At 50.3% G+C, this 25,125-nt stretch carries 24 protein-coding genes, 1 tRNA gene and 1 pseudogene; 13 read left to right on the top strand and 13 right to left on the bottom strand.

Features of this window, described 5'->3' with window-relative positions; genetic code table 11:
* The first annotated feature begins 15 nt into the window (after positions 1–15).
* The gene (locus tag ACIKP9_RS07225) at positions 16–1,872 is read left to right on the top strand and encodes a 7TM diverse intracellular signaling domain-containing protein (RefSeq protein WP_400881033.1); all 1,857 of its coding nucleotides are present in this window, start codon (positions 16–18) and stop codon (positions 1,870–1,872) included.
* 190 nt (positions 1,873–2,062) lie between these two features.
* Positions 2,063–3,235 carry a PQQ-dependent sugar dehydrogenase gene (locus tag ACIKP9_RS07220; RefSeq protein ID WP_400881030.1) on the top strand — a complete coding sequence of 391 codons (1,173 nt, stop codon included), beginning with the start codon at positions 2,063–2,065 and terminating at the stop codon, positions 3,233–3,235.
* Positions 3,236–3,285: 50 nt separating this feature from the next.
* On the opposite strand, the gene ACIKP9_RS07215 is transcribed toward ACIKP9_RS07220, so the two are convergent.
* Positions 3,286–3,945, bottom strand: a complete 660-nt coding sequence (locus ACIKP9_RS07215; protein WP_400881027.1) for a LuxR C-terminal-related transcriptional regulator — start codon at positions 3,943–3,945, stop codon at positions 3,286–3,288.
* Positions 3,946–4,221: 276 nt separating this feature from the next.
* On the opposite strand from ACIKP9_RS07215, the gene ACIKP9_RS07210 reads away from it, so the two are divergent.
* From ACIKP9_RS07210 to ACIKP9_RS07200, 3 genes are all read left to right on the top strand, one after another.
* The gene (locus ACIKP9_RS07210; RefSeq protein WP_400881025.1) at positions 4,222–5,112 is read left to right on the top strand and encodes a hypothetical protein; all 891 of its coding nucleotides are present in this window, start codon (positions 4,222–4,224) and stop codon (positions 5,110–5,112) included.
* Between the two features lie 349 nt (positions 5,113–5,461).
* A complete protein-coding gene (locus tag ACIKP9_RS07205) occupies positions 5,462–5,779 on the top strand; it encodes a hypothetical protein (protein ID WP_400881023.1) in 318 nt (105 codons plus the stop codon).
* Between the two features lie 37 nt (positions 5,780–5,816).
* Positions 5,817–6,161 carry a hypothetical protein gene (locus tag ACIKP9_RS07200; RefSeq protein WP_400881021.1) on the top strand — a complete coding sequence of 115 codons (345 nt, stop codon included), beginning with the start codon at positions 5,817–5,819 and terminating at the stop codon, positions 6,159–6,161.
* 55 nt (positions 6,162–6,216) lie between these two features.
* Here ACIKP9_RS07200 and ACIKP9_RS07195 read toward each other — a convergent pair whose 3' ends face one another.
* A complete protein-coding gene (locus ACIKP9_RS07195; protein WP_400881019.1) occupies positions 6,217–6,660 on the bottom strand; it encodes a hypothetical protein in 444 nt (147 codons plus the stop codon).
* 221 nt (positions 6,661–6,881) lie between these two features.
* Here ACIKP9_RS07195 and ACIKP9_RS07190 point away from each other — a divergent pair, with 221 nt between their 5' ends.
* Positions 6,882–8,816, top strand: a complete 1,935-nt coding sequence (locus tag ACIKP9_RS07190; RefSeq protein ID WP_400881017.1) for an SMP-30/gluconolactonase/LRE family protein — start codon at positions 6,882–6,884, stop codon at positions 8,814–8,816.
* Positions 8,817–8,880: 64 nt separating this feature from the next.
* On the opposite strand, the gene ACIKP9_RS07185 is transcribed toward ACIKP9_RS07190, so the two are convergent.
* The 8 genes from ACIKP9_RS07185 to ACIKP9_RS07150 form a co-directional block, all read right to left on the bottom strand.
* Entirely contained in the window at positions 8,881–9,168 is a 288-nt protein-coding gene (locus tag ACIKP9_RS07185) for a hypothetical protein (RefSeq protein WP_230347994.1), read from the bottom strand.
* Between the two features lie 96 nt (positions 9,169–9,264).
* Positions 9,265–10,761: a hypothetical protein gene (locus ACIKP9_RS07180; protein ID WP_400881015.1), complete on the bottom strand. Its 1,497-nt coding sequence runs from the start codon at positions 10,759–10,761 to the stop codon at positions 9,265–9,267.
* Positions 10,762–10,764: 3 nt separating this feature from the next.
* Positions 10,765–12,963 carry a TonB-dependent receptor gene (locus ACIKP9_RS07175; protein WP_400881013.1) on the bottom strand — a complete coding sequence of 733 codons (2,199 nt, stop codon included), beginning with the start codon at positions 12,961–12,963 and terminating at the stop codon, positions 10,765–10,767.
* A 214-nt stretch (positions 12,964–13,177) separates the two neighbouring features.
* The gene (locus tag ACIKP9_RS07170; protein WP_400881011.1) at positions 13,178–13,846 is read right to left on the bottom strand and encodes a tetratricopeptide repeat protein; all 669 of its coding nucleotides are present in this window, start codon (positions 13,844–13,846) and stop codon (positions 13,178–13,180) included.
* Positions 13,843–14,658, bottom strand: a complete 816-nt coding sequence (locus tag ACIKP9_RS07165) for an SDR family oxidoreductase (protein WP_400881009.1) — start codon at positions 14,656–14,658, stop codon at positions 13,843–13,845. The genes ACIKP9_RS07170 and ACIKP9_RS07165 overlap by 4 nt, the downstream gene beginning before the upstream one ends.
* Positions 14,655–15,338, bottom strand: coding sequence for a TenA family transcriptional regulator (locus tag ACIKP9_RS07160; protein ID WP_400881007.1), 684 nt, complete (start codon positions 15,336–15,338; stop codon positions 14,655–14,657). Before ACIKP9_RS07160 ends, ACIKP9_RS07165 begins: the two co-directional genes overlap by 4 nt.
* A 1-nt stretch (position 15,339) precedes the next feature.
* On the bottom strand, positions 15,340–16,899 hold the full coding sequence (locus ACIKP9_RS07155; protein ID WP_400881005.1) for an AMP-binding protein: 1,560 nt from the start codon (positions 16,897–16,899) through the stop codon (positions 15,340–15,342).
* The gene (locus ACIKP9_RS07150) at positions 16,896–17,543 is read right to left on the bottom strand and encodes a thermostable hemolysin (protein ID WP_400881004.1); all 648 of its coding nucleotides are present in this window, start codon (positions 17,541–17,543) and stop codon (positions 16,896–16,898) included. The genes ACIKP9_RS07155 and ACIKP9_RS07150 overlap by 4 nt, the downstream gene beginning before the upstream one ends.
* A 949-nt stretch (positions 17,544–18,492) precedes the next feature.
* Here ACIKP9_RS07150 and ACIKP9_RS07145 point away from each other — a divergent pair.
* A complete protein-coding gene (locus ACIKP9_RS07145) occupies positions 18,493–19,281 on the top strand; it encodes a MipA/OmpV family protein (RefSeq protein WP_230347986.1) in 789 nt (262 codons plus the stop codon).
* 91 nt (positions 19,282–19,372) lie between these two features.
* On the opposite strand, the gene ACIKP9_RS07140 is transcribed toward ACIKP9_RS07145, so the two are convergent.
* Positions 19,373–19,951 carry a PEP-CTERM sorting domain-containing protein gene (locus ACIKP9_RS07140; RefSeq protein ID WP_230347985.1) on the bottom strand — a complete coding sequence of 193 codons (579 nt, stop codon included), beginning with the start codon at positions 19,949–19,951 and terminating at the stop codon, positions 19,373–19,375.
* A gap of 198 nt (positions 19,952–20,149) precedes the next feature.
* Here ACIKP9_RS07140 and ACIKP9_RS07135 point away from each other — a divergent pair, with 198 nt between their 5' ends.
* The 6 genes from ACIKP9_RS07135 to ACIKP9_RS07110 all read left to right on the top strand — a co-directional run bounded on the left by ACIKP9_RS07135 (position 20,150) and on the right by ACIKP9_RS07110 (position 24,642).
* Positions 20,150–20,674, top strand: coding sequence for an RcnB family protein (locus ACIKP9_RS07135; protein ID WP_230347984.1), 525 nt, complete (start codon positions 20,150–20,152; stop codon positions 20,672–20,674).
* A 288-nt stretch (positions 20,675–20,962) separates the two neighbouring features.
* Complete coding sequence (locus tag ACIKP9_RS07130; RefSeq protein ID WP_230347983.1) at positions 20,963–21,295, top strand: ArsR/SmtB family transcription factor; 333 nt, start codon at positions 20,963–20,965, stop codon at positions 21,293–21,295.
* 56 nt (positions 21,296–21,351) lie between these two features.
* Positions 21,352–21,780, top strand: coding sequence for an arsenate reductase ArsC (locus ACIKP9_RS07125; protein ID WP_449815761.1), 429 nt, complete (start codon positions 21,352–21,354; stop codon positions 21,778–21,780).
* Complete coding sequence (gene arsB, locus ACIKP9_RS07120; RefSeq protein ID WP_230347981.1) at positions 21,777–22,796, top strand: ACR3 family arsenite efflux transporter; 1,020 nt, start codon at positions 21,777–21,779, stop codon at positions 22,794–22,796. Before ACIKP9_RS07125 ends, arsB begins: the two co-directional genes overlap by 4 nt.
* Positions 22,797–22,936: 140 nt before the next feature.
* Positions 22,937–24,295, top strand: coding sequence for a Na+/H+ antiporter NhaA (gene nhaA, locus ACIKP9_RS07115; RefSeq protein WP_230347980.1), 1,359 nt, complete (start codon positions 22,937–22,939; stop codon positions 24,293–24,295).
* A 29-nt stretch (positions 24,296–24,324) separates the two neighbouring features.
* Positions 24,325–24,642: a hypothetical protein gene (locus tag ACIKP9_RS07110; RefSeq protein ID WP_230347979.1), complete on the top strand. Its 318-nt coding sequence runs from the start codon at positions 24,325–24,327 to the stop codon at positions 24,640–24,642.
* On the opposite strand, the pseudogene ACIKP9_RS07105 reads toward ACIKP9_RS07110, so the two are convergent.
* Positions 24,610–24,738, bottom strand: a pseudogene (locus ACIKP9_RS07105) (hypothetical protein); the annotation flags it as partial. The gene ACIKP9_RS07110 and the pseudogene ACIKP9_RS07105 sit on opposite strands and share 33 nt — an antisense overlap.
* 243 nt (positions 24,739–24,981) lie before the next feature.
* Positions 24,982–25,058, bottom strand: a tRNA-Arg gene (locus tag ACIKP9_RS07100).
* Positions 25,059–25,125 lie beyond the last annotated feature (67 nt).

Here is a 25,125-nt window from a genome sequence, read left to right as displayed (position 1 = left end):
CGGGGAATGGGAGGGGTGTTGCATAGGCTGGTCACATTGATGCTGCTGTGGGTTTTCCATGCTTGTGCGTGGGCGCAGCCTTCCGCATTACATCTGGATAATAGTCAGGGTGTCGTGCATGTTGGCTCATTCCTGCAGTATCTTGAGGATCCTGATCATCAGCTCAGGTTGCAGGATTTACCGTCCTTGCGTGAGGGTGGGGCCTGGAAACCTGCATTAAATGTGCATGGCAATGTGAATCTGGGCTATTCGCACTCTGCCTATTGGTTTGCCTTGCCAATATCTGTGAGTTCCGGCACTACAAGGGAACGATTGCTCGAGGTGGCCTTCGCCTCGCTTGATCATGTTGAGGTTTTTGTGCCTGATGACAATGGAGCCTATCAGCGCCAGGTCTCAGGTGATCTCTATCCATTCAGTCAACGTCCTTATCCGCATCGCCATATGGTGTTCCCGCTCAATCTTCCCACGGGTGATCATGTCATTTATATCAGGGTAGAGTCAAAGGGAACATTGACTGTCCCCATCAATATTTGGCAGGTGAAGGCGATGCATGCGCATGACCAATATGCGTATTCATTGCTGAGCCTATATTACGGCGCGTTGTTGGCGCTGTTTTTCTACAATTTCTTGATTTACCTCTCCACACGCGAAACTGTTTTCCTGTTTTACGTGGCTTTTGTCGGCAGCATGGTGGTGGCGCAGGCGTCACTGAATGGTTTGGGCAATCAATTTCTTTGGCCTGACTGGCCTGCATGGGGTAACGTAGCATTGCCCTGTGGCATGGCAGCCACGGGGTTTTTCGGCGTATTTTTCAGCCGTATTTTCCTCAATACACGCAATACATTCCCGCGGCTAGATGCGGTCATGCTGGCATTTGCTATCTTGTTTGCCTTGATTATATTGTCTCCGTTCGCTGTGCCGTATCAATGGTCTGCGTTGGCGGTTTCTTTGTCTGGGGTGATATTTGCATTGTTTGTCACTGTCGTGGCCATCATGTCATATATGCGTCACAACCCTGGGGCGTTTTATTTTCTGCTGGCATGGGGAGCCGTACTGGCAGGGGTGGTGATTCTTGGGTTGCGTAACATTGGCTGGGTACCCACCAATGCTTTTACCATCTATGCGATGCAGATCGGTTCTGCGATTGAAATGTTGATGTTGTCTTTTGCGCTGGCAGACCGCATCACCATCATGCGCAAGGAAAAAGAGCAGGCGCAACGCGACACCTTGAATGCCAAGCAGGAGCTGGTGGATGCCCTGATCAAGACAGAGCATGAGCTGGAAGAGCGGGTGACGCTACGTACCAAGGAGATTGAGGCAGTCAATACCCAGTTGCGCCATAAGGAGCGTGAGCTACGTTATATGGCACTGCATGATGCCCTGACTGGCCTTGCTAACCGAACGCTGATGAATGACAGTCTCAAGCGTGCGCTTGCCCGTGCCTGGCGGGACAAGGGAGTAGTGGCCGTGTTGCTGGTTGACCTTGATGGCTTCAAGGAAATTAATGATGCATATGGTCACGCGGCGGGAGATATTGTTCTGCAAGTGGTCGCTGCCAGGCTACGTAAAGTAACGCGAGTGAGTGATGTGACAGCACGACTGGGCGGGGATGAGTTTGTCGTGATTCTCGAGGACATTCACGGAGAAGATGATGCCATCCGCATTGCCGAGAAGCTGGTGCAGGAATTAGCTCGTCCGCTCGAGGGTGGCTTGCATATTTCGGCCAGTATCGGGATTGCCCTGAGTGCAGGCGCACAGGTCACCGATGATGTGTTGTTGCGGCATGCCGATAAGGCGATGTATCAAGCCAAACTGGCTGGCCGTAACCGCTGGCATGTGGCCGATGACATGGAGTGTGACAGCATGCGCTGATGGTTAAGCAACTTTTGCTGCATGTGCTTGTCATTTGGAATGGGAGTTCTGCTGCAGATATTTCCCATACAAATCAACATTAATAAGGCAGCGTATGAATATTCTAAAAAAATATAAAAGGTTTTTTCTTTCCTTAATCATCCTTATTGCCGGTGTTATTTTGTTTTTTACTGGCGCAAACCAATATCACATGCAGTGGTGGCCGTTTGGCCAAGGTTATTTTGCCAATGTGGATGTCGATGAGATGGTGCCTGAAGCGCGCCAAGTCAAACTCTCCTCAATATTCGGTACAGAAGATATCGAAGTCCGTGAGTTGCCATTCAGCGATCAATATCCCACTGGGCCTTTTGAAATGCTGGGGAATAAGCAATTTCTTTTTATCACCAAGTGTGGCGAGGTTTATTTCACCAAAATCAATGAGTCCAGCGAGATCGAGATCACCAAGCATGCCAATCCCTTGACCAAGCCAGGGCTGGATGAGCGCGAGGAAAGCAAAGGTGATGACTACGATGGATTGGTCTATTGCAAGGAACTCGCCGGGGTGAAGGATTCCTTACTGTTGGGCAATACCTTGTACGTTGCTTATACCACCTGGGATCATGAGGCGAACGGGGCAAGGCTTGCAGTATCGGCTTTTGAGTTGGATCAGGACAATGCCGAGCTGACATTCCGCAAGGATATCTTTGTCACTTATCCCGCAATCAAAGAGCCTTTTCTGGGGCACCAGGTTGGCGGAAAGATGGTGCTAGGGATGGATGATGACACCATGTTCTTGAGTGTTGGGGACTTTTCCAAACCCGATGGCGTGCAAGATCCGGCAACTGCACTAGGCAAGATGATCAAGATCAACCTGAGGGATGCAAGCGCAGAGATTTATGCCTCTGGATTGCGGTCACCTTCTGGTGGTTTATATTTTGACCGTGATCACCATGAGCTGTGGGAAACCGAGCATGGGCCCAAAGGCGGTGACGAAATCAATCTCATCAAGCAGGGCAAGAATTACGGCTGGCCACTCGTGAGCTATGGCACCTTGTATGAGCGCGAAGGCATGGGCAACTATTATGGCAACAAATATAACTCGCACGAAAAGTTTGAAAAGCCAGCCTTTGTGTTCAATCCTTCCATTGGTGTGGGTGCCATCGCTAAATACCCGAAGACTGGCAAGAATGAGTACTGGGAGGGCGGTTTCTTTGTAGCAGGCATGGCGGCTAATAACTTGTTATATATGCGTAAGGAAGGTGAGCGATTGGTGTATGCCGAGCCGGTATTAAACGACTATCGCATTCGTGCGCTGAAGATAGACAAAAATGGTCGTTTTTTCATGAAAACGGATAACGATCAGTTCTTGTGGATGGAGAAATAGCGAGATTCAGCCAGGTGCCTCTAGCCTGGCTGTTGTTGCGACTGACGGTGTTAGCTCGCTACAGGGTGCAGTTCTATATCCGGTAACGTCAGCAAGTGATATTGCAGAGCATAGAAGATGAAATCTGCATTGCTCTTGATATTGAGCTTCTTAAGTACCCTGCTGCGAAACACACTCACCGCGCCTGCGGTGACATTGAGCTCGCGTGCTACCGTGGCAATCGTCTTGCGTTGAATAAATTTCAGGAACACCTGGAATTCACGTTTTGAAAGCTGCTCATGCGGCAGTGGAGTATGTTCTGCCTTCAAGGAGCGCTGTAGTGGCTCGGGTAGATAGAGATGCCCAGCGCACACGGTTTCAATGGCATTGACCAGATCAGCCTCACTCGCATATTTGTCGAGATAACCTTTGCAGCCACAACGCATAAAGTTGAGTAGGAAATGTTGATCTTCATTGTTGCTGACAAGCAGCACCGGTACACGGGGCGCAATACCCCTCAGTTGAGACAATAACTCCAGGCTGTCTCCCTTACCCGAAGAAATACAGACGATCACAAGGTCAATTTGTCCCTTGGCCTTGAGTTTCTTGATTTTTGACTCATCTATTCCCGCCAACACATGCTTGATCTGCAATTCCTTGTGTTGGGAAATCAAATGATTAAGGGCGTAATTGACCAGGCTATCCCGGCTGATCAATGCAATTTTTTTCATGGCATATCAAGTTGACGCAAAGCAGACAACCCCGTCGCAATGAATGGAATCAGTATGTTAACCCATACCTCCTCCACGGCAATATAGGACGATATAGTGCATCCGTGTAGGAAAAAATGAACAAAACCTTGGTTCATTGAGCGCGTAGGAGCGCGCTGACAATCATTAAAGCACTTGGCCGATGACGGTCACGCCTTGTTTTTTCTAATCTCCATCTCAGCCGCTCTAGGCTAAAAACACAACAATCATCTAATGAAAATTTTCTAGGAGACAGATATGGCGACGTTACATAGCGAAGCATCAAGGAGGGATGAGTGGTTTGTCTTGCCCATTTCATGGCGTGCGATCCTAGCCGGGCTTGCCGTCGCGGTCGCCGTGCAGCTGGTCTTGAGTCTGTTGGGTACAGGCATAGGTTTTAGTTTTGTGGAGCCAGCCTCGGTCGGTGATACGCCATCCGCCAAGGCTTTCGGTATAGGGGCATCTTTATGGTGGATTGTGTCCTGGATATTCTCATTGACTGCGGGGACGATTGTCGCCGTATTGTCTTCTGATGAAATCACGCGTTGCCGTGGTGCCTTGCTCGGGGTTGTGATCTGGGCGCTGGCAACCATCGCGGGTGCTTGTGTTTTTACCAATCTGGCAGGAGGTGTTTTTAAGACTACCGCAGGTGCTGTCGGGCTTGCTGGCAGTGGAGCTGTCGCTGGTGGTGCCTTGCTGGCTGGTAATGTTGGCCCCGGTGTTGGTGGTGAACTCAAGCATGAAGTTGAAGAATTTTTTCGTAATGCCAAGGCTAGCGTGGATCAACAAGTTGCAGATGAGCATCATGGCAAGCACCGTGGAGGCGCTTACTGGCATGTCCTGACCCGCTATTTGGCCAATACCGATGAGTCAAGCAAGGCTATAGACCGTGACCGAGTCGTCACAACCTTGGCAGAGGCTGCTGGTGTTTCCAGAGAGCAGGCCGATGAAGAGGTGAAAAAGCTGGAGGAGGCTTACGTTGCGGGCAAGGAAAAAGCGAAGGAAGCTGCTGACAAGCTTGCGGAGGTGACTGCACATTTTGCCCTATGGGCCACGCTCGGTTTTCTGTTGAGCCTCGCTGCTGCAGTTGTAGCAGGGTCTTGCACAGCACGTGGTTTAGTCCACGCTTCTACCAAGAATACATATTAATTTAGTTAACAGGAGAGAAATATGCCTTACATCATTGCATGGTTACTGGGTGTACCCATTACGGTTCTGGTCTTGATCTGGCTGATTTTCTAAGCAGCTGGCGATGAGCAAAATAAAGCCCCACATTGTGGGGCTTTTTTATTGGAGATGAGGGCAGCTGCATAGCTGGATGTCAGTCTTCTCTGACAAAAAGTACCACAACCGTCCTATGGGGAGCAGAGCTACGCTTGGCTATGATGCTTCATACATTGTGGCAACACAGTGCAGATTAAGTTGCATGCGTACCAAAATAATTTGCACAGATCCATGACCAAACAGCATCCATAGCATGACTGTTAAGGAGAATAAAATGAAGACTATCATTCGAGTGCTCGCTCTATCATCCCTTGTCTCAGTGTTGGCAGGGGTTGGCAATACTGCGTCTGCTACCGAAACCTGCGGTGGTGAATTGCGCCATGCTCTGCCCGTGCAAATGAATAAAGGTGCGATGGTCAGTGTCAGCGATCAAGTCGTGTCTAACCGGCAGGGCGACATATATGCGGGACATGCCCAAAATTTGCGTGCCAAGCCTAATAAGTTTGATCGCTATCAACGGCCTGTGTTGGTAGACAAAGGGATCTGTCACCAGAAGCTTTCTGCCTTCAACAAAACCACCATCAAAATGTAATGTTGTCCTCCCTGAGTTGCCTGATAAAGGAGCATAAATGAGATTATCTAATTCAAAGTTGTTTGCTGCAGTACTGGCGCTGGTGCTGGTCTGGGTTATTTTCACTCAGGTTCGGATGCTGGATGGCAAGGCCGTGGATACTGCGAAGGCGACTGCCTTGAAGAATATTGAGTATCCTGAGACGGCAAAGTTCGAGAACCTGCAGGAGGTTAAGCACGGCGATGATAGTGTGGTGTGTGGCGAATATAGTGTGAAGCCCGAGGGTGGCGATTATGCTCCCGCCAAGCCTTTTGTCGTGGAAGTGCGTGAGGGAGAAGACGCTAGGTTTAGTGAGCTGGCGGAAGATATTGCCCAGTATTGCAACCTGCCAGGAAAGCGTTAATGTAATGAACGTAATAAAAAAGCCTGCAATTTGCAGGCTTTTTTATTGGTTTTTTCTAGTTGCTGCTGGCTGAGTGACCCTCAATAGGGGCAATCAGAGGCCAGCGATCATTCATCCAGGCATATTCTTCAGGTGGTTCGGTCGTAATGACGTATACCCTGCGTTCGTCATGGTGGGTTGCGATAATGCCTTTGATGGCGTGACCAGGAGGGATATCAATCCAGTGTGGGTTGCGTTCTGGATCACGGCTGAGAAACTCATCGGCAACCAGGTCAACAGGCTCAGGCTTAAGTTTGTCCCATTTGCCTTGCTCAAGGGATATCTGGCGTGCCCAGCCTCCGATGAAAAAGCCGCCTTCCTTTTCCTCAAGGTTATTGCCCCAGCGTAGCCACTTGATCTGGCCTTCCACACTCTGGATGGGCAATGCAGCCTTGGGGTGGGGGAATTCAATGCGTTTTTCAATGCCCGAGTGGTCGGTAAGTTTGATGCCTCTGCACATAATAGCGTCCTTCATATAACGATAATGATTCTAGGTGCATCGTATGAAGGATTGATGACAGGCATAAGCCTGAATTTTCTTATCCTGTTGTAGGAGTTTTCCTAATCTTGCTAGGCTTTTATTGTTCCTGAATATGGAATTGTGTAATTGAGGTATTTCTATATATTGGAAATGATGGTTTTGGCATACTGTTGAAATTATTAAATAAGGAGCCTCATGCAATGAAAAAAACAAGCAAAGTGCTCGGCCTGATGATTGCGATGGGTTGGATGACATCTGCTCATGCGGATATGGCTGCTGTGGAGGCCAACCTAGCCCGGCTCAAGGTGCCTGAAGGGTTCAAGGTAGAGGTCTATGCGGAGGTGCCTGGCGCGCGGCAAATGGCGTTGGGGACTTCGGGCACGGTATACGTTGGCACCCGGGGTAACAAAGTCTATGCAGTGGTCGATAAAAATAAAGATCACAAGGCTGATGAGGTGGTCACGATTCTTGATGACTTGAAGGTTGGCAACGGCGTCGCCATGTGGGATGGGCATCTGTACGTCGCCGAGCAGCACCGTATCACCCGTTATGCCGCGCCTGATTTTGACCTCAATCTTCCGTTCAAGCAGATGCGCGAAGTGATCTACGACCAATTGCCAGACAAGGCACACCACGGCTGGCGCTACATTGCGTTTGGCCCGGACAAGAAGCTCTATGTGACGATTGGCGCGCCATGCAACGTGTGCGACCCGCAAGGCATCGAGGCCTCCATCATCCGCATGGACCCAGACGGCAAGAATACCGAGGTGTTCGCCAAGGGCGTGCGCAACTCCGTCGGCCTGGATTTCCAGCCGGGCACCAATGTATTGCACTTCACCGACAACGGCATGGACATGATGGGCGACGATATCCCGCCTGACGAGTTCAATGCCGCACCGCAGGCCGGACTGCATTTCGGCTTCCCTTACGTCGGCGGCCAAGATGCGCGCCCCAAGGATTGGCAGAACAAGAAGCCACCACAAGCCGTGACGCCGCCCGTGCTCGGCTTTCAGGCGCATAGCGCGAACCTGGGCTTCAAGTTTTACACCGGCAAGCAGTTCCCGAGTGCATACCAGGGCAACGCCATCGTCGCCCAGCACGGTTCCTGGAACCGCAGCAAGCCTGTCGGCTACCAGTTGATGCGCGTGGTGTTCGACGAAAACCACAAGGTGAAATCGAACGAAGTCTTCATCGACGGCTGGCTCAATGACGGCGAGGCCTGGGGCCGCCCTGTCGACGTGCTGCAGCTCAACGACGGCTCCTTGCTGGTTTCCGACGACTATAGCGGCGTTATCTACCGTGTCAGCTACGGCGAATCTACCGCGGCGGCGCCTGCCCGCGGCAAGAGCGGCCACCAGGCAAAAGTCACCGGCCTGAAAATGCCGGAGTCCGCCATTGCACATCCGGACGGCCGCATCTTCGTCAGCGAGATCGGTGAATTCGGCAAGAACGGCGACGGCAAGGTTACCGTGATCAACAAGGACGGCAGCCGCCAGACCCTGGCGGAGGGCTTGAACGATCCCAAGGGTCTCGACCTCTTCAACAACCAGCTTTATGTCGCGGACGTGGACCAGGTGGTGAGGGTCGGGCTGGACGGCAGCAAGACCGTGATTGCCAAGCCGGGAGACTTCCAGGAAAAACCAGTGTTCCTCAACGACATCGAGATCGACGGCCTGGGTAATGTCTATGTCTCGGATAGTGGCGATGACAATGGCAAGCACGGTGCGATTTACCAGATATCCCCTGAGGGCAAGGTGAGCCAGCTGATCAATGACAAATCCGGTATCAAGCGTCCTAATGGCTTGTTGATGGATGGCCCAGGAAAGCTACTCGTGGCAGATTTCGGTACTGGTAAATTATTCCAGGTGAATGTTGCTGGGAAGAAAGCAAGCATTACGCTGCTTAACCAGGGGTTTGGCGGTGCTGATGGATTGGTGCGCGATACAGATGGCTTGCTGTATGTGAGTGATTGGGCTGGCGGCAAGGTCTGGCAGTTGATAGAGCCGCGCGTAACTCCACAATTGATCAGTACTGGGCATCAATCTGCTGCAGATATCGCAGTATCTGCTGATGGACGCTTTCTATTGATTCCTGACATGAAGGCAGGGGAGCTGGTACCTTTACCTATCAAGTAAATTGAGTTGTTTTACATCAATAAAAGCCAGCATTTGCTGGCTTTTTCATTTTATGTTCGGCGTATCAAGTGTTGAGTAGCGCCGCTTTTGCCGTATCAGGAAGATGAGCATCGAGTTTTTTTGCCAGTAGGTAGGATTGCCGTTGATGATGGGCATCGCGGATGTGTTGGTCTATGAGGGTGACGACATCCTCCACGGTGAGCACATCTTGATAGGCAGAAATACTATCCTTGAGGGTTTGCAGGGTCTCTATGCTTTGTTGTGTGTCGTAAATGGATTGCTCGATATTCGGGTTAAACATCACGGTACTACTCCCCATAAGTGAATCAATGAATGGAGTGATTGTAGTCATGATGATTGTGGTGGCTTATCAGGGCATCCTGATGTTGATGTAGGAGTTGACTGACAACCGTCTCAAGCCATTGCGTGAGTCAGTTTGGACGGTACATCATGGCTTGCTGTAAAGGCGCTTGGTATGTGAGGACTTCACTCTCAACCGTTGCCAGCCGATGACGATGCCACTGGCACTGATGACGATAGCCCCGAGGCTGAAGATGATCATGAATGGCTCACGTAGCCATGGGCGTTCAAGCAGGGGGATCCAATCCCAGCTATGTAGCAGGTTGAACAGCCAGCGGCCCAGGCGGCGACGTTCGTCCAACTGTTCAATGATGGCACCAGAGTATGGGTCGACATGCAGCCACGTATGTGCGGCATCATCAAAGCGTACACGCAACATTGGCAGGCGCCTGGCGTGGTTGCTATACATGCTGTTTTCGGCTCTTTCGAAGTAATAAAAATCGTATGCCTTTACTGATTCCAAGTGAATGGGTTTATCTGGCAGCATGGCCTGCGCTGCTTGGGCCAAAGTAGCAGTAGGCAGCCGTTGCATGGCATGGCCAGGTTGGGCCATGGTGAGGGTTAGGCTTTGCGTCGTGCTCGCATAGGCAGTGAGGTAGGCTTGGCCGTTGATCATGTGCCATTCGATTTCCTTGACTGGCAGGCCAGCATTCAGCAGGTGCTCCACGATGCGTTGCATAGGCCATGGGGATGACATATTAAACAAAGCGCCAGCCTGGTAATCAGCCTGCACCAGCGTAGAGCGGCTATCTGTCAGTTTCCATGGGCGCATCGACATCATGCCGCTGAATATCCAGGCAATCAGCAACGCGCCAAATATCAGCCCTGCAATGTGGTGCCAACGCATGAAGCCGTGACTATATGGAGAATGCGAGCCGCTGCGATAAGGTTGTGCAAAGCGCCAGCGCATGATGCCGACCACTTGCCCGAGGATTGCAACCACAGAGCCAGCCAAGGATAGATAGATAATGATTTCCGCCCACCACGGCACATCGCGGATGATGTAGAACCAATGTAGCCAGGCACCCAGCCAGTTCCAGATGCGTTCCTGTTTGGTGACATCCAGTAATACGCGTCCGTTGGTGTGGGAGAGGTAGAGCCTGCGCTGGGCGTCGTCATGGATGTATACGACATGAAAAGGACGTTCTGCATCCAGTGCACGCGCCATGCTCCAGGCGTCTTGATGAACTAGGCCGATATATTCTGCCGCTGCACCTTGGCCAAATGTGCTGGCTGAGGCGAGCGCTTGCTGTTCGCTGGCCTGGTTGATCACAGCACCAGAGCGGGCATCTACGGCGATTTCTGCCTGGCCTGGGTAAGTCAACAGGTAGCGCGGCTTGCCTGCAATCGAGGTGAGGCGGAGGTTGGTAGGGCTTAGGGATGGATTGGCAGCCATCATGGCCTGTGTGGGTTCTATGCAGCAATGCTTGGCATCCAGCACCGGCAAGCCTGCCAATTGTTCGGAAAAAAGCAGGCGGGGATAGCCGATAAACAACATGACGATACCCGATATCAACCACAGCACCATGGGGATGCATAAGGCAATCCCCAGCCAGCGGTGCCAGAGGTAGAGTTGGCGTTTCATCTACTAGAAGCGTACATGCAAGGCGACCTCAAGCGTGCGTGGTTCACCCACATAGTAAAGTGCATTGCTTGATTGCACGTAGCGGGCATAGGTTTCATCGGTGAGGTTGCGGATACGGGCCGTGAGGTCTGCATTCTGGCTTACACGATATTTGGTTTGCAAGTCGAACAAGGTGTATGACGGCACCCACTGTGTATTGGCGGTGTTGGCATACACGGAGGCGACATGACGTGCGCCGATGCCTGCTTGCCAATCTGGCGTGATGTCGTAGATGAAACGCAGGTTGGCGACCTGGTCTGGTGTATTGACGGGCGTCTTGCCTTTGCGTGAAACCGAAACACCGCTCACGCTTTCATTGAAGTCGTCATATTCTGCATTGACCCACGCTACATTCCCTTCTGCCCTCAGCTTGGGTGTGATTTGAAGTGAGGACGCTAATTCAATGCCTTTGGATGTCTGCTGGCCAGCCAAGATAGTGTTATTGGCGTTTTGCGGATCAGTGACGGGGAAATCCCTGCGCACGATCTTGTATGCGGCAATAGTGGCAGTGCCCTTGCCGTCCAGGTAGTTCATTTTGCTGCCGAGTTCCAACTGGTAGCCGGTGGAGAGCTTGAAATTGTTATTGATCTGTCCGACGTTTGCGCTGGTCAAGGTACCACCTGGTGGTTCAGCAGAGGTACTGTATTGCGCATAGAGATTGGCTTCTTCCGTGACATCGAATACGACGCCTGCACGCCCAGTGATGGTATTCCAACTACGATTGATATCGGTTGGGCTCATGCCAGGCGTATTGTCGAAGTGAAAGTCGATATGATCATAGCGTAGGCCTGTGACCAGGGATAGGTGCTGGCTGAGGAACTGGCGGTTTTCGACAAAGGCAGACAATGTCTTGGTTTTGGTGCTGCGGCCTTTTTTCAAGCCATTATTCATGTTTGGAATGTTGGTAAAGTAGTCTGGTTCAAAATTGTCGGGCAATACGGTATCAAAAGCACCTTCTGGGGTGGGGAATACTGTTTGCTGATTCACGTTATAGTCCGCACCAAACGACCAGTCACTTTTCAAGCCAAACAGCTGCCCTTTGTGCACGATCTCAACACGGTTGCCATTGAGCTCTTGATCATGGCGCTGTAAATAACCACCTGAGCGATCGATCGCGGCATTGTTTGCCGTGTATTTGTAGACCTCCAGATTGCGATAGTCGCGCTGACCGGTGTAATGGTAGAAGGTATTTTTCAATGAGGTTTGATAATTAATCTGGTATTCAGTGATTGACCTTGCCCAGGTCAGGCGCTGCTCATAGCGACCATCGCTCACATTGTAGTTATTGAAGCGGTTGGATTTGTCGATTTTCAGCTTGCCTAGTTTTGGGTTGAGCGTAGGCGTACCCCAGTAGGGGCTGTCTTCCTGTTCCACATGGTGTTCCAGAGCCAGGGTGTGCGACAAATTGGGCGTAATGTCCGCTAGCCAGGACAGTGCCACGCTATTTGCCTCGCGTTCCTGGCGGTCTATATAGCCATTACTGGTATTGCGGCTGAAGTCGAGTCGAACCCAGTTGCTGTCGTTGAGCGCATGATTGATGCCGAATGCCGCTTCCATGGTGTCGTAGCGTGCGTAGCTGAGGCGTGCCTCCCTGATTTCTGCCTCGCGCGTGGCGAGTTTGGTGACATAGTTCAGGCTGCCGCCAACGGAGCCGCTGCCGTAAAGGAATGAAGAAGGGCCGCCTACCAGCTCTACGCGATCAAACACCCACGCGTCTACCGGCCGGTTGGCGCTGGTGTATTGCAGGCTGATGCCATTGAAAAGTTGGTTGATTTGCGCGCCATTGAAGCCACGATAGGTAACGAAGCCACCTAGTCCCGGCGGTGCTGAGGCATTGACACCGGGCAGGCTGTTAGCCGCATCTTGAAAGGTACGTGCGCCAATCTCTTCCATTTTCTTGCGATCTGCTACGGCGACTGAAGCCGGGTTTTCGCGGATCGTTAAGCCCAGGCGCGAGCCAGCTTCTGAGGGTTTGTCGAGATTGAGACCTTTTTGGTCCTTGATCGAAGTTGTTTTGACATTGAGGGTTTCTAGCCTATTGACCTCTTCTTGTTCTTTTTTTGTTTGTTCTGCCTCTTCAGCGTTAGCAATGGGTATGCCTATAGTCGATGAAAACAGGCTGGCGACGATTGTCCTGATCAGCAATGAAGATGAGTTTGTCATAATGTTAGTTGTTATATGGATTGCAGAGGTGATAGCCGTGTTTCATCACCCATGATGAAAAGCAGGGAAATATAACAACATCAAGCGCTGGACATAATGTGACAAATTGCCGCAGCATGCGCAGCCTAGGGGAGGCGCATGGTTAGGTTTGCTTAAAAAAAGAACCGGAACCCAGAGAGAGAAAGCCCCGGCTTTATAGTATTGCTAGGAAAAGTTAATGTGCCTGTGCGATAGCCAGCCCTTGCTGGGCTTCCTTCTTGCGCTCTGCATCTGCATCTGCACGGCCTGGGCGCGCAGGGGCATCTAATGCCTTGCGATAATATTCAATCGCCTTCTTGTATTCGCCTGATTCAGATAGGTAATCAGCGTAGAAGTAATTGGCATCCACCCCTGCAGGATTTATTTGCAGTGCTTTTTCCAGATAACTCTTGGCTTTTTTCTTGTCGCCAAAACCAATTGGCCAGCCGGGTACACGGTAATAAAGTGTGCCTAAGCTGGTGTAGACCGAGCCTTGCATGATCTCGGGCTGGGTTTTTTCCACCCCGAGTAATAGGTCGCGAGATTTCTCTACCAGCTTGAGGGCGCCCAAGCCACCTTTGGCCTTGGCATAGCCGCTAAGGGTAATGGCTTCCCAGACTTGGGCTTCAGGTGCATTTTGCGAGTTCACTACTAATTGATGTGCCTCTTCAGTGAGTTGCTTGAAAGCAGCCTCCTTGGCATTGTCCGGTGTCTGGTAGTTGGCGATCACCCAGGCGTGTTGCAGCTTGTTCAGGTTGTCGTCGAGTTGGCTATCTGCCCAGGCAGGGCTGGTGAACCACGCCAGGCCTAGGGTGCTAGTGAGTGCCAACGTGGTAGAGAGCTTGCTAACGTGTTTGATCATCATTGCTCCTGAATGCGGGATTGATTGACGTAATGACGTGCCATTTGTGCTTGTTTGCGTATGCCCAAGCTGATGATGGATGGCGCGATGCTGTTGATCCAGGCAAAAATTTTCTCGGGGAAACCTAGGTAGAGTTCATCTTTGCGCTCCTCAATGGCAACGATAATGTCGCTGGCGACTGCCTCAGGTTCATCAATCGCCATGTTGCCGTGATGCATCATGTCGATACTCGCGGCACTGTTGAGCGCTGTGCGGACTGCGCGTGGTGCGACATAGGTGACATGGATTTCGCTACCTGCAAGCTCTCGGCGTAGGGCTTGTGAGAAGCCACGTAGTGCATATTTGCTTGCGCTATAGGTGACGTAATAAGGGTAAGCAAGCGAGCCGAAAATAGAGCCGACATTGACGATATGCCCGCGATTCACATGCTTGAAATAAGGCAACACGCCGCTGACTAATTGCATCGGCGCAATGGCATTGACTTGCATGAGCTCAGCAATGCGTGCGGAGGATTGTTGCTCAAGTATGGTGAAGTCCAGGATGCCTGCATTGTTGATGAGAATATCAACCTTGCCCCAAGTGCGTAGCACTTGCTCGATAATGCCTTGTGCTGCGTTGGGTGAGCGCAGGTCAGCCAGTACCTCCATGACCCGGGTGTTGCGCATGCGCAATTCGCCAGCCAGCTCCATTAATTTCAGTTCGTTGGAGGCAACGAGTACCAGTTGTGCATCTTGCTCGGCCAATTGATGAGCCAGGTGCCTGCCAATACCGCCGGTGGCACCAGTGAGGATAATGACTTGGTTTTGCAGGATCATGCTGCTTGCTCCTCTGTAAATATCGGCGCAAAGCGCCTGAACAGCTCGGAAAAAATATCGCCATATAGTCGATAGAAAGCTTTGGCGCCATGGATGACCGCCTGCCGATCGGCCTGCTGGGTGATGTTATTGACCAATCCCGCGTAAAAATCGGTATGGCCGACATCCAGTGCGCCATGGGATGTCAGGTAGGAAAACGCTTGCTTGGGCAAGTTAAGTGTTGATTGAATCGATGTTGCTGCCAGTGAAGCCAGAGCTGTACTGGTACCTTCCAGTACCAGCACCATGCCAAGAAAACCCAATGGATTCTTGCGATCAATCAAGTGATAGGCATAGGCGACCATCAATTCGGTTTCGTGGGAGGGCTGACCATGGCGAACGGCTTCTGCATCGCCACCACAGGCAGTAATGTCGTTCAATATCCATGCCTGGTGGCCAACTTCTTCCTCGATATATTCTGCCATGCCAGTACGCAACCATTCATACGCATCTGGCAGGCGCGAGCCACAAGCCATGAGTAGTGGCACGGTGTGTTTGACGTGGTGATAGGCTTCGCCCAGAAAAGCGATATAAGCCTGCTTGTTGACGTTACCCTGAGCTCCCGCCTGGATAAGCGGTAGTGACAGCAAGGCCTGCCGTTCGGCTTGAGTTGCTTGCAGCAATGTTTCATAAAAAGCCATGTCAGACTTCTCCATATAAGGCATTCAATTGGGTTTCATAGGTGGCTTGAATGGCCGCACGCTTGATACGTCCATTACTTGTTGTCAGACCATTTGCGAGGGTGAACGGTCTGGAAGCCCGAATCCAGTGTTGTACCTGGGCATAATCGGGCAGGGTTTGATTGATCTCGTGCAGGTTGGCATCAATGGCCGAATCGGTAGCCTGGGCATCCACGACCAGTACTGCGGTATTCCATGGTTTTGCCTCGCCAAATACTGCTGCCTGGTGAATACTGGGCGATAGGCATAGCTCGCGCTCTACCCATTCAGGTGCGACATTCCGCCCGAAGGAAGTGATGAAGACGTTCTTTTTACGCGCTGTGATATGCAGGAAGCCATCGGCATCCAGGTGACCGATGTCTCCGGTGTATATGCTTTGTGCTGCCTGTGTCGCACCACCCAGATAACCCTGCATAGCAGGGTAGTGCACGATGATTTCGCCATCCGGCGCAAAGTTGACGCGCACGTGTTGTAACGGCTTGCCTACACTGCCTGGCTTGCGGTGGCGTAATGTGTTGAGGGCGACCACGGATCCGCATTCGGACAATCCATAACCTTCAAATACCGGTAGACCGAGGGCTTCTGCTCTTTTCAGCAGGCGCGGCGATACGCTGGCCCCACCCACGGCAATAAAACGCAAATCGGGCAAGGACGTGGGTGAAGATTCTTGGTGCATGACTAGGCCATACAAGAGTTCGGGCGTGAGTACGGCTGTCGTGATCTGGTGTTGTTTAAGCTGAGCTAGTAACAATTGCGCTTGAAAGGTGGAGGAGCCAGTAAGCCCCAGCTTGTTTAGCGGCAAGAGTGTGGTGCTGGTGCCCACCAACAAGGGCGTGTAAATGCCGGCAATGTTTTCCAGTAACGTCGAGAGTGGTAATACGCAGAAATGTTTATCTCGCAGGCTGGCCCATGATGCCGTCGCTAGTGAGTTCGCTACTTGCGCCATGGTATCTGCCGAGAGGCATACCCCTTTGGGGGTGCCTGTGGTGCCTGAGGTATAAGTCACCTTGGCTGTATTCTTTGGAAAGGCCACAGGGTAAGGGTTGCTCAATGCATACATGCCAACTTTGTGTTGCCCGGAAGCATCGTGCCATGCCTGTGGATTGGCATTTAATAAACCAGCGGATTGATACAGTGCCAAGATAGGCATGCCTTCCAGGGTGAGCAGCATCTTCAAGCCAGCATCGTGTGCTGTATGCAGCAATTGCTCTGCAGAAAAAAACAAGGGCAAGGGGACGACAATCGTTTCTGCAAATGCGCCTGCCAGGTCGGCAATCATCCAACTGATGGAGTTATCCATGAAAATTCCCACTGCCTGCCCTCGATAAGGCTGCAACTGGCTGGCAAGAGAATGCACGGCTTGGAACAATTCCGCATAAGTCAAAGCGCTATTTTCATCTTGCACCGCCACCCGTGTGGGATACAGCACCGCACCATGTGCCAGAGCGAGGATAACTAAATTGTTGGGTTCCTGCTCCCAAAGCAGGCTGTCCACTGAGGTCTCTTCCAGGCAAGTCATCATGATGCGCTCCTGTTTCTGGCAATAGCTAATACCTTGGGTGCACAATCGTAATAAGTGCCCCACCCATTGCGGGCATCTGGTGGTAATTTCTCCAGCCTTGCTTCACCTAGCGTCACCATGGGAATGGTTAGTTTCTGGAGTGAGTTGTAGAGCGTTGTTGTCGCGGTGAATACGGCCCATTCAGTGGCAGTTTCGTGTAAGTGTCGGCTGATGCAAGACAATAAGGTGCGGATGTCATGGTGGCGGCGTACGGCAAAGTTACCGATCTCGAAGATCGAGGCGCGTGCTACTGCTTGCCTTGTCAAATCCTGCAACACCTGTTCTACTGAAACATCCAAATAATGTTCAAGAAATAAGTCATCCTCATTAGCGCGAAGCAGACCGCAAGTGGCTAATAGCTCGCCCTTGCGGTTATTCAGGCTCATGATTGTTGGCATGAAATGCGTAATCTTGGCGGCATGAATAGACCTGTATTTCTCACGGATAAAATCTTCTAATCGCTGGCGGCAAGGTGATTGCCTATCATGTAGTGATACAGCAATTTCCTCAGGACAATGAAGAGAGATGTCAGCCTGCTCAGCCACTTTATGTCGCGTCTGAGCTATAGGCAGCGTTGTATCTGCTTGGTATCGAGGGTGCAGCATGTCGCTCGTCCTTGGTGAGTCATCGTATGCTTAATAAATGGCAAGTGATGTGCCAACCTGAACGAACACACAGTTGCTTATAGTAAAGCGATGGAAATAGCTTAGGTTGGCAATGCATCCCCCGCAGGAAAGCCGCACCAGAACTGGAATTAAGGACAAGGGGTGGGGTGGAAAGTAAGAGGCAGTCTTATTCTTGATTGTTACCGTGATATTGCTTAATACGGGATAACCCTGCAAAAATTGTAGATGAATACTGCAAGCCTGCATGGAAAAGCGGGAATGAATCGGTGAGCAGCATTGATGGGGGATTCAAGGCTACTGTCTCAGCGTGAGGGACGAGTGGACTTATTGAAAATGCAAAAACAGGGTATCAAAACCCAGAGTGAGGTGAATAATATAGAAACACTAGCCATAAGCCTTCTATATTAAATTTTGCTATTGCTGATGATCAGATTGCGAATGTATCAATGGAACAATAAATAAAAAGGGTTAGCCTAAGCTAACCCTTTGAAAATTTGGTGCGCCCGAAGAGATTCGAACTCCTGACCCCTTGGTTCGTAGCCTTCTGGGGCTGGAGTGGCGCGTATATTAATCAATGGGTTAGGGGCGTTCGTTGCAATCAAACAGCCTATAAAAGCCTATTGGAGTGCAGAAAGTCGCGCAAAATTCGCGCAGATTAAATTCATTAGTGGGTACATTGAGACCAAGAACCAAGGTATAAGAATTTTCCCTATCCAGAACTTCGGGGATATATCTTTAGTTTCACTATCTCAGGCGTCGGCACAGTTTCAATAATGGCTTATCGCCATTAGAGTATGAAAAGCGTTATTTCGAGGGGCTGGCGACTGTCTAGGATAGTAGGGGCCAATTCAGTTCTAAAGCTTTAATATATCTGGCTTAAACTACTGGGATTGAAGCAATCTGACTCAATTAACGTAATAGGATAACAATGGCACAAATCAAACGCGCACTTAGTTTTTCCGCCGTATGCCTCCTAACCAGCTATGCTTGGGCAGAGGAAACTAAGATCGACAGGCAGACTGAAACATCTATGCCGAGGCAAAAGAACATGTATGGTATTGGCGTTGGCATGATCCCCAAGACATCAGGCTCCAAAGACTTTCGTACACTAGTACTGCCTGTCATCAATGCCAACTACGGTGACCGATTTTATATCAATGGCCTGCAAGCTGGCGTTTGGCTCTTGGACTCCGACGATAAAAGGCTAAGATTTGGACTATCTGCAGATGCAAGGTTTGGCTGGGATGCTGACGACAGCAGCCGCACCAAAGGCATGCATGACCGGGACTTCTCGGTAGATGTTGGCCCAGTCCTCCGTTGGCAAACCGATTACGGCACTGTAAACGCCCAATGGGGTTTTGACGCTGGAAACGCAAGCAACGGCCAAAACGTACAGCTCCAATTTATTCGAAGTCTGTACCGCTCTAGTCAATTCCGCATCAATGGCCTGATCGGCGTGCAATGGAACAACAAGAAATTCAATGACTATTACTTTGGCGTAGATGCCGACGAAGCAAGGCAGGGACGCTCAGCTTATGAAGCAGGTGCTGGCACGCAATATCAAATCGGGGTCAATGGCATTTACAGCATAAAAGAAAACCAAGCGTTATTCTTTGGCCTGATTGCCAACCGCTTAGGCAACGAGCAAGCCAATAGCCCCATCGTTGAAACCAGAACACAACCGCTAGGATTTATTGGATACTCAATCGGGTTCTAAAGTTTTTAGGGAATGTTTCTGTCAAATACTTGATTGTCACGCTACAAAGATAAAAAGGCCTCATAAGGAGGCCTTTCGTTTTACTTCTCGCTTACTGCACTTTCCTACGGCGAGATGCAAAGCCTAGAACACCCAAGCCTAATGCCAACATAGCGTATGTATCCGCCTCAGGTACAGCACTGACGGTGTACCAAGCACTGCCACCTTGAGCATCAGTCAAACCTTGCACGTGAAGTGCAAACGATTTGGAGTTTAGCTCAACGGGGCCATTAAAAGTTGCTGTCCAGCTAACACTCTCGTTCGCGGTTAAACGATCTTGACCTTGGAATAAATCAAAGCGGAAATCATAAATACCACCAGGACCACCACCATTTTTATAGCTAACAGGAGAATCACCTAATACACTCGATACAGTCGCTTTCGCATCTGCATCCACTGCAATAGAGCCGATAAATGCTTTATTAGTAAACAAGGCATTCAGATCATTGGCAGTCAGGGTGAAATAGTAAACATTGCCAATATTGTTATAGCTCAAAGTAGCAAAACTACTAGCCGGAGTGAAGTCCCCCGATAGCAAAGTGCCGTAGTTGTCATTTGTCGCTGCTTGCGCAGAAACACCTGAAGCCATTGCTGCAACCAAGGCAATAGCAGTCATTGTCTTTTTCAACATGTTTAACTCCATAGTTAAGAATTTTTTAATTATTTGTTGTTATGGGGTGGATTATCTCTCGTCCAAGATTAGTTACAATAGGCCGTTCGAGCTAATGTAACCAACTGATTTTATTTTAATAACAAATAATACTCAGTCTCAACACTGCAACGAACCCATCATAATAAAACTTATATCTTCACAACTATGGAGAGAGCCATGAACGCAAAAGTTAAACAGATATTGCTGACTATTCCAGCCTTCTGCATCACCCTGAGTTTGAGCGGTCCTTTACTAGCAGACCCGCCCCATGGAAAAGGGAATGGCAATGGTGGCCCTCCAGGGCAAGTGAAAAAGCAACAGCACGGTGGTGGTGGATCTGACCGCCACGCTTATGATGATCGCAGAAATGGTGGCAACATTGATATTGACATCCATTTTTCAAGCAACCAGCGCGTCATCATCCAGGATTACTACCGCGATCAATACCAGGCCGGCCACTGCCCTCCTGGACTAGCGAAAAAGAACAACGGCTGCATGCCTCCAGGACAAGCCAAGAAATGGCGTCGAGGCTACCCATTACCTCGCGATATTATCTATTACGATCTACCGCCAGTAATCATTGCTCGACTAGACCCACCACCTCGCGGCTATAAATACGTCAGAGTGGCAGCTGATATTCTCATGATCGCCATTGGCACTGGCATGGTGATTGATGCCATAGAAGACTTGGGAAGCATGTAAAAATAAAGGCCTATGTCATGATGGTATAGGCCTTCTTTCTATCGTCAAGATGGTGAACGTTTCACCTTGGAGTTCTGAATTGATCGATGGTTTTGTGTACAGCTTGTATCAGTTCCGCATTTTCGATCATTGCAGAGACAGGCAGCAAAATATTAGGATTTGGCATTGAGGTGGGACATGCATAAGTTCCTCTTTGACAGTTACGGGTGTTTCTTTTATAGCTTCTGGTAAAAGACATTAATAAGCAGTTTTATTGAATTATTTCTATATTTCAAATAATATAAAAATATGGAAATGAAAACTATCGTTACTGCATTATCTGCCTTGGCACAGGAATCACGCCTCGCAATTTATCGACTCCTTGTTCAGGCGGGGCCTGATGGGCTGCACGCTGGCAGAATCAGTGAAACCCTTGATGTGTCACCTTCCTCTCTCTCTTTTCACCTTAAAGAACTAAGTCATGCGCAATTAGTGACTTCTCGTCATAAAGGCAGGTTTGTCATCTACTCAGCAAATTACATACAGATGAACAATGTCCTGGCATACCTCACTGAGAATTGTTGTGGTGGTGCACCTTGCATGCCAGTTCAATTTCAACCTATCTCAGAGCCTATTAAATGATCACCAAAACCTTCAATGTACTTATCCTTTGTACAGGTAACTCCGCAAGAAGCATCATGGCTGAGGCCTTATTCAATACGCTGGGCCAGGGTAGATTCAAGGCCTTTAGCGCTGGTAGCAATCCTACTGGCAAAGTAAATCCCTTCGCCATTGAGCAGGTGGCTGACCTTGGTTACCCCACTGAGGTGTTGCGTAGCAAGAGTTGGGATGAGTTTACCCAAGCTAATGCACCTAAGATGGATATCGTCATCACTGTCTGCGATAACGCCGCTGGCGAGGTTTGCCCCATCTGGCCTGGTTCGCCGATATCAGGGCATTGGGGATTTGAAGATCCTGCCGCAGCTGAAGGTAGCAATGAGGATAAACGTGCTGCCTTTGCCCAGATCCGCAGCCAGATCCAGGGATGCGTTGAACGTTTTATTCGCCTGCCTTTGGAGTCAATGGACATCCCTAGTATCAAGCGCGAACTGGATGGCATCAAATGAATACGTTTGAACGTTACCTCACCCTATGGGTAGCGTTGTGCATTTTCATCGGAGTTTTCTTTGGCCAGTTGTGGCCTGAGATATTTCAAACCATTGCTAGCCTTGAGTTCGCGCAGGTCAATCTGCCAGTCGGTTTCTTGATCTGGGTCATGATCATCCCGATGCTTGCCAAGGTAGATTTTTCCGCTCTAGACCAAGTGCGTCATCACCTCAGAGGGATAGGAATCACGTTATTTATTAATTGGCTGGTCAAGCCATTTTCAATGGCATTCCTTGCTTGGTTGTTCATCCGGCATTTGTTTGCCGAGCTGTTGCCTGCTGAGCAGGTAGACAGCTACATTGCCGGGCTGATATTGCTAGCTGCCGCTCCTTGCACTGCGATGGTGTTTGTTTGGAGCAAGCTCACACAAGGCGATCCCTTATTTACCCTATCACAGGTAGCCCTGAACGACACCATCATGATCTTTGCATTTGCGCCACTGGTTGGCCTGTTGCTAGGTATCTCTGCAATCGCCGTGCCTTGGGCAACTCTCACAACCTCTGTTGTGCTTTACATTGTGATACCTGTGCTGCTTGCCCAACTGCTGCGCAAAACATTGTTAGCCAAAGGACAGGCTTGTTATGAGCAGATTGTGCAACACACAGGAAGCTGGTCAATAGCCGCTTTGCTGCTGACGCTAGTTTTACTGTTTGGTTTTCAGGGACATGCCATCATTGAGCAGCCAATTGTGATCGCGCTATTAGCCGTTCCTATCCTGATCCAGATAATCTTCAATAGCGGTCTTGCATACTGGCTGAACTACAAGGCTGAGGAACAGCACAGCATAGCTGGTCCTTCAGCCTTGATTGGTGCGAGTAACTTCTTTGAATTGGCAGTAGCCACGGCCATTAGTTTATTCGGCTTCAAGTCAGGAGCAGCATTGGCCACAGTAGTTGGCGTGTTAATTGAAGTTCCCGCGATGTTGACCGTGGTGTACATCATCAATCATAGTAAGACTTGGTATCAACGACAGTAGGCAAGGATGAATCACCCGCATTGTGTTCAAATTTTGCCTAACGGAATTGAGGATGTAGAATAAAAAAGGGTGTTAGCCGCATGCTGCGGCGAGACAGGTTAATGCGTTAGGTCGGGCCGCCACGCGGAGCTTGTACGCCTATGCATCAGCAACGCCCTGGCCGCCGGGTATCCCGCGCTCAGCTATTGACCAAGTTCGCCTTCGCCAAGGTTGAGCGGTTTTTTCATATCGAAGCAGTCAGCGGTATCGTATTACTTATTGCTGCCTTGATTGCACTCATCTGGGCAAACTCTCCATTCGCCGAAAGCTACCATCACCTCTGGCATACCCCACTGTCTATTGGGTTGGGCCAGGCGCTATTTTCCGAGTCGCTGCATTTCTGGATCAACGATGTCCTCATGACTCTCTTCTTTCTCGTGGTTGGCATGGAGATCCGCCGCGAAATCCATGAGGGAGCATTAAGCAGCCTCAAGCAAGCTGCCTTGCCATTTGCCGCGGCATTGGGCGGAGTGGCGATCCCCGCTCTCATTTATCTTGCCTTGAATGCTGACCCTGCCAGGCAACAGGGATGGGCCATACCGACCGCCACTGATATTGCCTTTGCCGTTGGGGTGCTCGCGTTGCTGGGCCGCTCCATTCCCGGCAATGTCCGGATATTCTTGCTCGCCCTGGCCGTGATTGATGACATCATCGCCGTCTTGATCATTGCCTTGTTTTATTCGGGTGGACTGGATTACAGCGGTTTCGCTCTCGCTGGCATAGGCATAGCCAGCGTCATCCTGCTACAGCGTATGGGCATAGGTTCCGCTTATGCCTACGTACTGCCTGGTGCCATCATCTGGATTGGGTTGTTCATTACCGGAGCCCATCCCAGCTTGGCTGGCGTCGTCCTCGGGCTCATGACCCCGGTACTTTCCTCGAGAGTTCGCAGGCGGCCTCTCGCACTGATCTCACGCGTTCATCGCCAGTTGCTCAAGGAGGCATCCTCAGGCAATCAGCAACTGGTACAATCACTGCGTAGACTCCGTATTGCCCAGCGTGAATTGCTGCCGCCGGTGACCCGCATCCAAACAGTACTTCACCCCTGGGTTGCGTTTGGCATCATGCCATTATTCGCCCTGGCCAATGCCGGTGTCAGCCTACAAGAGGCTAGTATTGATCAGGATGGGGCACAGTGGGTCATGTTCGGTGTCGCCATCGCCTTGATCTTTGGAAAGCCGATTGGCGTGATCAGTGTGAGCTGGCTGATGGTGCGATTGGGATGGTGCAGATTGCCCTCAGATGTCACATGGTTCGGCGTATGCCTGATTGGGGTACTCGCCGGGATTGGTTTCACCATGTCCATTTTTGTATCCATGCTCGCATTCCAGAATGACGGACTGCTCAGTGCCGCAAAGCTTGGTGTGCTATCCGGATCACTTGTGGCAGCCGTTTTGGGATTGCTAATAGGAGGTTTCTATATTCAGTCCCATAAGCGTATGTCACCAAGCATCGACTAACTCGCTTGAGAGGATATAAGGGAGAACATATGCAATATAGAACTGTTGGAGCGGTGTTGATCAGTTCCATACTGTTTGCCTTGCAAGGCTGTGGAGAGCATCACGATCTCGCGGGGGCCTTGTCAGAAAAGGATGGGAAAACGTATCTCTCGACAAGCATTGAAAAACTATCCCAAACCCGGATCAAATTCTTGGTGAGTGCTCTTGGTCAACCGCAGGGACAGATCGAGATCAAGCATGGTCGCATGACGTATTACACATTAATTCATTCCGTGCAAAAGCGCGGGAAGATCAGTAACGACGTCCCCCCGTTTTCAGTAGCAGAGGGCTTTAGAGTCCGAGGGTAATTTACCCGATTTCTGGGTGAGTGATTTGGCATAAGCTGCAGGCGTCAAACCGCCCAGTGATTTTTTCGGTCGCTCCTCGTTGTACTCGCGGCGCCAGCCTTTTCAAGCGCGTGTTTTCCGTTTCGAGGGGCTTGATCGTAACAGAAGCGTTTTGCGAATTGATTAGCCCATTGGCTACCGCTATTGAAAAGCTTTGAGGGGTCGTAGCGGGATGGGATCAACAACTGTTCAATCTCTGCTTCCCTTAGATATGGTGCTGCTGTTGTAGCCATAATGTAGCAATGGTGTATAAATACTGAAAAGACAAAAGGGCTAGCCTAAGCTAACCCTTTGTTTATTTGGTGCGCCCGAAGAGATTCGAACTCCTGACCCCTTGGTTCGTAGCCAAGTACTCTATCCAGCTGAGCTACGGGCGCATATGTGAGGCGTGCATTATACGTGAATGTTAAATTTATGCTACTAAAATTTCACCACGTTCACACC

The sequence above is a fragment of the Methylobacillus methanolivorans genome (genome assembly GCF_044751345.1).
In the GTDB taxonomy this organism is placed as follows: domain Bacteria; phylum Pseudomonadota; class Gammaproteobacteria; order Burkholderiales; family Methylophilaceae; genus Methylobacillus; species Methylobacillus methanolivorans.
This window is presented reverse-complemented; position numbering and strand designations above follow the sequence as displayed.

What these genes read in the sequence shown, in the direction of transcription:
- ACIKP9_RS07220 (WP_400881030.1), top strand. Translation starts at nt 2,063, where the DNA reads ATGCAGTGGTGGCCGTTTGGCCAAGGTTATTTTGCCAATGTGGATGTC.
- ACIKP9_RS07215 (WP_400881027.1), bottom strand. Translation starts at nt 3,945, where the DNA reads ATGAAAAAAATTGCATTGATCAGCCGGGATAGCCTGGTCAATTACGCC.
- ACIKP9_RS07210 (WP_400881025.1), top strand. Translation starts at nt 4,222, where the DNA reads ATGGCGACGTTACATAGCGAAGCATCAAGGAGGGATGAGTGGTTTGTC.
- ACIKP9_RS07205 (WP_400881023.1), top strand. Translation starts at nt 5,462, where the DNA reads ATGAAGACTATCATTCGAGTGCTCGCTCTATCATCCCTTGTCTCAGTG.
- ACIKP9_RS07200 (WP_400881021.1), top strand. Translation starts at nt 5,817, where the DNA reads ATGAGATTATCTAATTCAAAGTTGTTTGCTGCAGTACTGGCGCTGGTG.
- ACIKP9_RS07195 (WP_400881019.1), bottom strand. Translation starts at nt 6,660, where the DNA reads ATGTGCAGAGGCATCAAACTTACCGACCACTCGGGCATTGAAAAACGC.
- ACIKP9_RS07190 (WP_400881017.1), top strand. Translation starts at nt 6,882, where the DNA reads ATGAAAAAAACAAGCAAAGTGCTCGGCCTGATGATTGCGATGGGTTGG.
- ACIKP9_RS07185 (WP_230347994.1), bottom strand. Translation starts at nt 9,168, where the DNA reads ATGACTACAATCACTCCATTCATTGATTCACTTATGGGGAGTAGTACC.
- ACIKP9_RS07180 (WP_400881015.1), bottom strand. Translation starts at nt 10,761, where the DNA reads ATGAAACGCCAACTCTACCTCTGGCACCGCTGGCTGGGGATTGCCTTA.
- ACIKP9_RS07175 (WP_400881013.1), bottom strand. Translation starts at nt 12,963, where the DNA reads ATGACAAACTCATCTTCATTGCTGATCAGGACAATCGTCGCCAGCCTG.
- ACIKP9_RS07170 (WP_400881011.1), bottom strand. Translation starts at nt 13,846, where the DNA reads ATGATGATCAAACACGTTAGCAAGCTCTCTACCACGTTGGCACTCACT.
- ACIKP9_RS07165 (WP_400881009.1), bottom strand. Translation starts at nt 14,658, where the DNA reads ATGATCCTGCAAAACCAAGTCATTATCCTCACTGGTGCCACCGGCGGT.
- ACIKP9_RS07160 (WP_400881007.1), bottom strand. Translation starts at nt 15,338, where the DNA reads ATGGCTTTTTATGAAACATTGCTGCAAGCAACTCAAGCCGAACGGCAG.
- ACIKP9_RS07155 (WP_400881005.1), bottom strand. Translation starts at nt 16,899, where the DNA reads ATGATGACTTGCCTGGAAGAGACCTCAGTGGACAGCCTGCTTTGGGAG.
- ACIKP9_RS07150 (WP_400881004.1), bottom strand. Translation starts at nt 17,543, where the DNA reads ATGCTGCACCCTCGATACCAAGCAGATACAACGCTGCCTATAGCTCAG.
- ACIKP9_RS07145 (WP_230347986.1), top strand. Translation starts at nt 18,493, where the DNA reads ATGGCACAAATCAAACGCGCACTTAGTTTTTCCGCCGTATGCCTCCTA.
- ACIKP9_RS07140 (WP_230347985.1), bottom strand. Translation starts at nt 19,951, where the DNA reads ATGTTGAAAAAGACAATGACTGCTATTGCCTTGGTTGCAGCAATGGCT.
- ACIKP9_RS07135 (WP_230347984.1), top strand. Translation starts at nt 20,150, where the DNA reads ATGAACGCAAAAGTTAAACAGATATTGCTGACTATTCCAGCCTTCTGC.
- ACIKP9_RS07130 (WP_230347983.1), top strand. Translation starts at nt 20,963, where the DNA reads ATGGAAATGAAAACTATCGTTACTGCATTATCTGCCTTGGCACAGGAA.
- ACIKP9_RS07125 (WP_449815761.1), top strand. Translation starts at nt 21,352, where the DNA reads ATGGCTGAGGCCTTATTCAATACGCTGGGCCAGGGTAGATTCAAGGCC.
- arsB (WP_230347981.1), top strand. Translation starts at nt 21,777, where the DNA reads ATGAATACGTTTGAACGTTACCTCACCCTATGGGTAGCGTTGTGCATT.
- nhaA (WP_230347980.1), top strand. Translation starts at nt 22,937, where the DNA reads ATGCATCAGCAACGCCCTGGCCGCCGGGTATCCCGCGCTCAGCTATTG.
- ACIKP9_RS07110 (WP_230347979.1), top strand. Translation starts at nt 24,325, where the DNA reads ATGCAATATAGAACTGTTGGAGCGGTGTTGATCAGTTCCATACTGTTT.